Source organism: Desulfosarcina sp. (assembly GCF_033791525.1).
Classification (GTDB): Bacteria; Desulfobacterota; Desulfobacteria; order Desulfobacterales; family Desulfosarcinaceae; genus Desulfosarcina.
The window spans coordinates 1-6,049 of the sequence record NZ_JASJGN010000067.1 but is presented as its reverse complement, the minus strand read 5'-3'; the positions used below and the strand labels follow the sequence as shown (position 1 = coordinate 6,049).

Annotated in this window: 6 protein-coding genes; 4 read left to right on the top strand and 2 right to left on the bottom strand. The window is 53.4% G+C overall.

Annotated features, from left to right (window positions below; translation table 11 throughout):
* Both QNK41_RS03355 and QNK41_RS03350 read right to left on the bottom strand, forming a co-directional pair.
* Positions 1 to 194 (bottom strand): hypothetical protein (locus QNK41_RS03355; protein ID WP_319253740.1); only part of this gene is annotated, 194 nt, incomplete at its 3' end.
* A 74-nt stretch (positions 195 to 268) separates the two neighbouring features.
* Entirely contained in the window at positions 269 to 970 is a 702-nt protein-coding gene (locus tag QNK41_RS03350) for a YkgJ family cysteine cluster protein (RefSeq protein WP_319253738.1), read from the bottom strand.
* A 381-nt stretch (positions 971 to 1,351) separates the two neighbouring features.
* Here QNK41_RS03350 and QNK41_RS03345 point away from each other — a divergent pair, with 381 nt between their 5' ends.
* The 4 genes from QNK41_RS03345 to QNK41_RS03330 form a co-directional block, all read left to right on the top strand.
* On the top strand, positions 1,352 to 3,307 hold the full coding sequence (locus QNK41_RS03345) for a proton-conducting transporter membrane subunit (protein ID WP_319253736.1): 1,956 nt from the start codon (positions 1,352 to 1,354) through the stop codon (positions 3,305 to 3,307).
* Positions 3,308 to 3,510: 203 nt separating this feature from the next.
* On the top strand, positions 3,511 to 4,431 hold the full coding sequence (locus QNK41_RS03340) for a respiratory chain complex I subunit 1 family protein (RefSeq protein ID WP_319253734.1): 921 nt from the start codon (positions 3,511 to 3,513) through the stop codon (positions 4,429 to 4,431).
* Positions 4,428 to 5,069, top strand: coding sequence for an NADH-quinone oxidoreductase subunit K (locus QNK41_RS03335; protein WP_319253732.1), 642 nt, complete (start codon positions 4,428 to 4,430; stop codon positions 5,067 to 5,069). The genes QNK41_RS03340 and QNK41_RS03335 overlap by 4 nt, the downstream gene beginning before the upstream one ends.
* An 11-nt stretch (positions 5,070 to 5,080) precedes the next feature.
* Positions 5,081 to 6,049, top strand: a 969-nt coding sequence (locus QNK41_RS03330; protein ID WP_319253730.1) for a proton-conducting transporter membrane subunit, incomplete at its 3' end; no start/stop codon positions are given.

Here is a 6,049-nt window from a genome sequence, read left to right as displayed (position 1 = left end):
GCCAGGGTGGTTCCGCAGTCGTGGTTGAATAAAATAAGGCCCAGTCCCAAATCGTCAAAGGTCGGCATGTATCCGACCAATTCGATCGTCGGGTCCTGGATGAAGGCATCCAGACTCCCCCATTGTTCTTGGCAAATGGTGCACGTTTTAAACGTCGTGGCAACATGAGCAACTGGAAAGGCGCTTGGGGTCATTTTCAACATTCTCCGGATTGGGTGAGCGTTCGCGCAATTTTCATACACCATTTTTTAGCGGCATGCAAACAAGTTCAAACACCGCCGCACTCGGTCATCCGGGCATGCTTGCGGCTGCCGGGGTACTGCCGGCAGATTGTGGGCCTGACGTCATGGATGGTGCAGACATAGCGGTTTGGGTCGGGCGACCGGGCCAACCAGGGACAGGTCTCAGCAAAATCGCTGGTCCCCGGAGTTACCCAGATACGGCAGGCAGTGACCTGTCCTTTTTGTCGGATGGTGCCCACCCAATCGAGGATATCGGTTCTCCCGAGATCCTGCCATCGCTGATAGTCACCCACGCTGCACCCGTCATGGTAGTTCAACGTCAGGCAGCAGCGGCCGCATTGGTTGCAGACAAAGTCTTCCATGCCAGTATCGATCCAAATACCGGACGTTGTGTCCGCTATCGGCCCCGGACCGGCCTCGACATGAGCACCGAACACCCGGGAGCAGATGCGGGCCAGATGTTGCGGACCCGGTGTGTATCGATCCAGACAATCCATGATCCGTTGCTTCAGATCCGCTTCGCTGGATGGGATCAGTTTCGTATTGCCGGACATCTTAGCCCAAATCGAACGACTGTGAGCATCCCGTAAAACATAGGCCCCGTCACCGAAAACCATGGGCCATATCACGGAAAGGAGATTAAACTGGGAGGCATATTGCGCGAAATCGCAACGAACGGCGTCCAGAGCCTCGTCAACAGTTAGAAAGAGTCTCTCTTTTTCAGGCATTTCATTTACCCATAGGAAAATGGGACACAAAATTTGACCCACAAGAGTAGCCTGCTATGTTCATGCTGCAAACCGAGTCCCCCAACGCCGAACACAGAAAAATGAAACAGAAGTGGTTGGTTCAATAGTATAACACGACAGATGGATACGGACAAACCCGCTGTCGATCGACATTTATATGGGCAATCTCCAATTTCTTGAATTCCGATATTGACTTGAAGCAGGGTTTTGAAATAGGTTCGCTGGAATTATCCTGTAAACGTTCACCTAGCCGTACCAACTTCATACCCTGCGAAAAAAGGCATAGACTATCGACAACCGGGTGCCAAATGCACCCAGATATAGCCCGGTATTAGGGTCAGGGGGACTGAAAGGGAGCACATGAACCTATTTTTTCTGTCAATTCTAATCATTGCTGCAGGCGGCATCCTTCCCCTTTTGTCGTTCCGGCAATTTACCTTGATGAAGATTCTGGGCGTCCTTGGAATCAGCATCGGCTGCTGTCTGGGCATGCTCGATGCCTTGTCCAGACTTACCCACGATGGATCCGCCAGCGCCTCTTTTGCTTACCTCAATACGCTCTCGCTCGCCTTTCAAATTGATGGGCTGTCCGCATTTTTTCTCTTGGCCATCTTTGCCGTTTGTCTGCTGGCGGCCATCTATAGTTTCCATTACATGAACCACCCGGAAAAAGCCCTTCGTACGGCCACCAACTACTTTTTTTTCAGTCTTTTAGCCGCCTCCATGGCCTTGGTGGTAGTCGCCGACAACATGATCACCTTCCTGCTGTCATGGGAAATCATGTCCCTATCCTCTTTTTTCCTGGTGATCTACGATTATCAAACGCCGGAAAACAGAAAGGCCGGATATCTCTATTTTGTCTTTTCCCACGTCGGAGCCATGTTCATTTTTGCCGCTTTCGGGATCCTGTATGGCTACACCGGCAGTTTCGGTTTTGAATCGGCCGGCCTATCTGATACAGCCAAACTCCTGGTTTTTGTTCTGGCGTTTATCGGTTTCGGTTCCAAGGCCGGTGTGTTTCCCTTTCATGTCTGGCTGCCCCACGCGCACCCCGCGGCACCCTCTCACATCTCTGCCGTCATGTCCGGCGTGATGATTAAAACCGGGATTTACGGCATTTTAAAAATGTACAGCATCTTGAACCTGCATACACCGATAATTGGCGGGATCGTTTTAATTGCCGGAATGGTGACCGGTATTTTAGGTGTGGTTTACGCGCTTGGCCAGAATGATATCAAGCGGCTCTTAGCCTACTCGAGCGTTGAAAACATTGGTATCATATTGATCGGCTTGGGGGTTGGTATGATCGGCGTGGCGATAGGCAATCCGATCATGGCAGTCCTCGGTTTTTGCGGGGGAATGCTGCATGTGTTGAACCATTCCATCTTCAAGTCTTTGCTGTTCATGGGCGCCGGTGTCGTGGTTCATAAAACGGGGACGAAGTCCATCAATGCTCTGGGCGGCCTGCTTAAAAACATGAAGATCACCGGCGCCGCCTTTCTCATCGGCGCCTTGGCCATTTCGGGCCTTCCACCCTTTAACGGTTTTGTTGGAGAATTTTATATATACATGGGCGGGTTCCGGGGAGTGGCAGCCGACTCTCAAGCGTTTGTTATCAGCCTGTGTGCCATCGTCAGCCTGGCGGTCATCGGTGGGTTAGCCCTGGCCTGCTTTACCCGTTTGTTGGGTGTTGTCTTTCAGGGCGAACCCCGAAGCCAGGTCGCTGTGGATGTCAACGAAAAAGGCGCCTCCATGTTGGTACCGATGGTCATCCTGGCAGCTGCCTGCGTCATCATCGGCGTCTACCCTGGCGCGTTCATGTTCATGGCCTTAAAAGCGGTGGCAGCACTGAACCTGGGCTATGTCCGCATACCCATCGAACCCTTTGCCCAGATGTCCACCAGCATTACCCTGGGGGCGACCCTCTTTCTGGCTGTGTTGCTGATCATTCTGGCCCTTCGTCGTTTTTTTTACCAGGGCAAAACCATCGGACGCAGCGGCACCTGGGGCTGCGGGTTTACCCAGCCCACAACCCGGATGCAATACACCGGAACGTCCTATGCTGCTTCAATTCTGGAATTCTTTAAACCGGCAGCACCGCTTGAAGAAACCCATCCACCGGTCAAGGGCTTGTTTCCGGAACAGACCTACTACCAGAGTCGCGTGCACGACATTATCGAGTTGAACATGAACCGGGCCATCGTCAACCCCGTTTTGTGGCTGTTCGATAGACTGCGTTGGATTCAACACGGAGATATTCATCTGTACATCGGATATATCCTGCTGGCTATCGTCATCCTGCTGTTTTTCGTTTGATCGTGTTGATTAATTAATAGAATAACGGTTACGAATCTCACCGCTGAGCACGCGGAGATCGCAAAGAAATGATCTATCTTATTCAATTCTCTGCGGTCTCAGCGGGCTCTGCGGTTAAAAAAACCGAGAAACGTCACCATCTTTGTGAATCAATGTAATAAAGGCTGCGTAATGATGTTTCACCTAAATTATGGGAAGAATTCATGATTGAATCCGTCTTGCTCTGGGTATTGGCCGTGCTGACTGCACCGCTGTTTGCCGGTATCATTTTCAAGGTGAAAGCCTTTTTCGGTGGCCGTAAAGGGTCACCGGTGCTGATCAACTATTACACCCTGATCAAACTGTTTAAAAAAGGATCGGTGTACAGCAAAAGCACCACCTACATCTTCCGGTTGGGCCCACTGGTCTCATTGGGATCGGCAGCCACGGTGCTGCTATTTTTGCCCATTGCCGGACATGCGCCAGTCCTCACCTTTAACGGTGATGTAATTTTTATTCTTTATCTGTTGGGGATCGGCCGGTTTTTCACCATTGCCGCCGCCATGGACACCGCCTCACCGTTCGAGGGCATGGGCGCGGCCAGAGAAGCCTACTTTCCGATCATCTGCGAAGCCAGCATGTTCATGATCCTGATCCTGTTCTACCGGCTGACCGGCGATCTAAATTTGGCGGCATTCTTTTCCGGCGGCCAGCCCTTCGGATTCTGGCAGACGGCCGGGTCGCCAATACTTTTCATCGTCATCGCCTTTTTCATCATCCTGCTTACAGAAAACGCCCGGGTGCCGGTGGACGACCCGGCCACACACCTGGAGCTGACCATGATCCACGAGGTCATGGTGCTGGATCACAGCGGTCCGGATTTCGGTTTCATCGAAATGGGCGCGTTTCTGAAAATGTTTTTCTATGCGTCCATCGTCTCCCGACTGATATTGCCCTTTGAAATGGGCCATACGGCATTGAATTTGGGGTTGTTCTTACTAGGTGTCCTGATCGTCTATGTAGCCGTGGGCATCACCGAATCGGTCATGGCCCGCTACCGCATGGACCGGGTGCCCAAATTTGTGCTCACCTCTTTCGCCCTGGCCTTTTTTGCAACCGTCATCACCCTGGAGTTTATAAAATGATTCATCCGGTCGATACCATTTTATCCCTGGCGTTGCTGTCAATTCTCTTCTCCTTCGGGTCCAGCCGCCTGCCGGGCCTGATCAAAGTAATGGCCTTTCAGGGCGTGGTGGTGAGCATCGTGCCCCTGACGATCGGCCATGAGATGTCCACCGGCAGCGTCATCTTCACCATCGTGACCCTGACCATCCGGGGCATCATCATACCCGGGTGCATCTACCTGGCCATCAAACGTGTGGCCATTGGCCGTGAAGTGGAACCCATCGTCGGCTACCACGCCTCCATCCTGGCCGGTTTGCTGCTGATCGTCGGCGCCACCTTTGCCAGCCATCGCATCGATGTGCCCTACAGCAGCGTCAGCGCCCTGCTGCTGCCCGCGGCCATCTCCCTTCTTGGTGCCGGCATGTTTCTGCTCATGGCCCGTCGCAACGCCATCGCCATGGTCCTGGGCTACATCATGATGGAAAACGGCATCTACCTGGTGGGCACCACTTTCTCCACACGGGCCCGCCACATCGTGGAATTCGGCATCCTGCTGGATGTGCTGGCCGGTGTCATGATCATGGCCGTCATCCTGCAGAATATCAAACAGACCTTTGACGACGTGGATACGGCACGCTTGCGAACCTTAAAGGAATAGGTGGTCATTTCATGCTTGAAATCGTTTTTCTGATACCCTTTTTTACTGGCGCCGCCGCATTCTTTCTTCCTGATAAAATCGGGCGGTGCCTGCTGGTAATCACCGGCGCCATTCACCTGATCCTATCCGTGATGGTCTGGGCCGGTCGCCTGGCGCCGATTTTTCCCGACTATTTTGCGGTAACGCCAGAAGGATTGCTTTCCCTCCTGGTGATTTCCCTGCTCTTTTTCCTGATTTCCATTTACACCATCGCCTATCTCAAGGCATCCGACATCCATGCGGAAAACATCTTCACCGGGTCCATGCTGCTGTTTTTGTCCACCATGACCATGGTGACCCTGTCCGACCATATCATGGTCATGTGGATTGCCATCGAAGCAACCACTCTGGCAAGTGCGCCGCTGATCTACACCCACCGGTCGGCGGCGTCCCTGGAGGCCACCTGGAAATATGTGCTGATCTGCTCGGTGGGCATCGCCATGGCCCTGTTGGGATCAGTTCTGGTTACCGTGGCCATGGACGTGGGCAAGGTGGATGCACCCATCTCGTTTTCGGCAATGACCGAGGTGGCCCAACGCATGGATCCCATGTGGTTGAAGGCCGGCTTCGTTTTCATCCTGGTCGGCTACGGCACAAAGATGGGTCTGGCCCCCATGCATACCTGGCTGCCTGACGCCCACAGTGAGGCCCCCAGCCCGGCATCGGCGCTGCTCTCCGGCGTACTGCTCAACTGCGCCTACCTGGGAATCTTCAAAACCAACAAGATCATGCACGCCGCCGGACTGGCCGATTTTTCCGGCCCCATTCTAATCGTTTTCGGTCTGGTCTCGATCATGGCGGCGGCCACCTTCATTCTCAAGCAGACCGAATACAAGCGCATGCTGGCCTATTCCAGCATCGAGAACATGGGCATCATCGCCTTCGGCACCGGCATCGGCGGGCTGGGCGCCTACGGTGCGATTATCTGCCTGATCCACCAC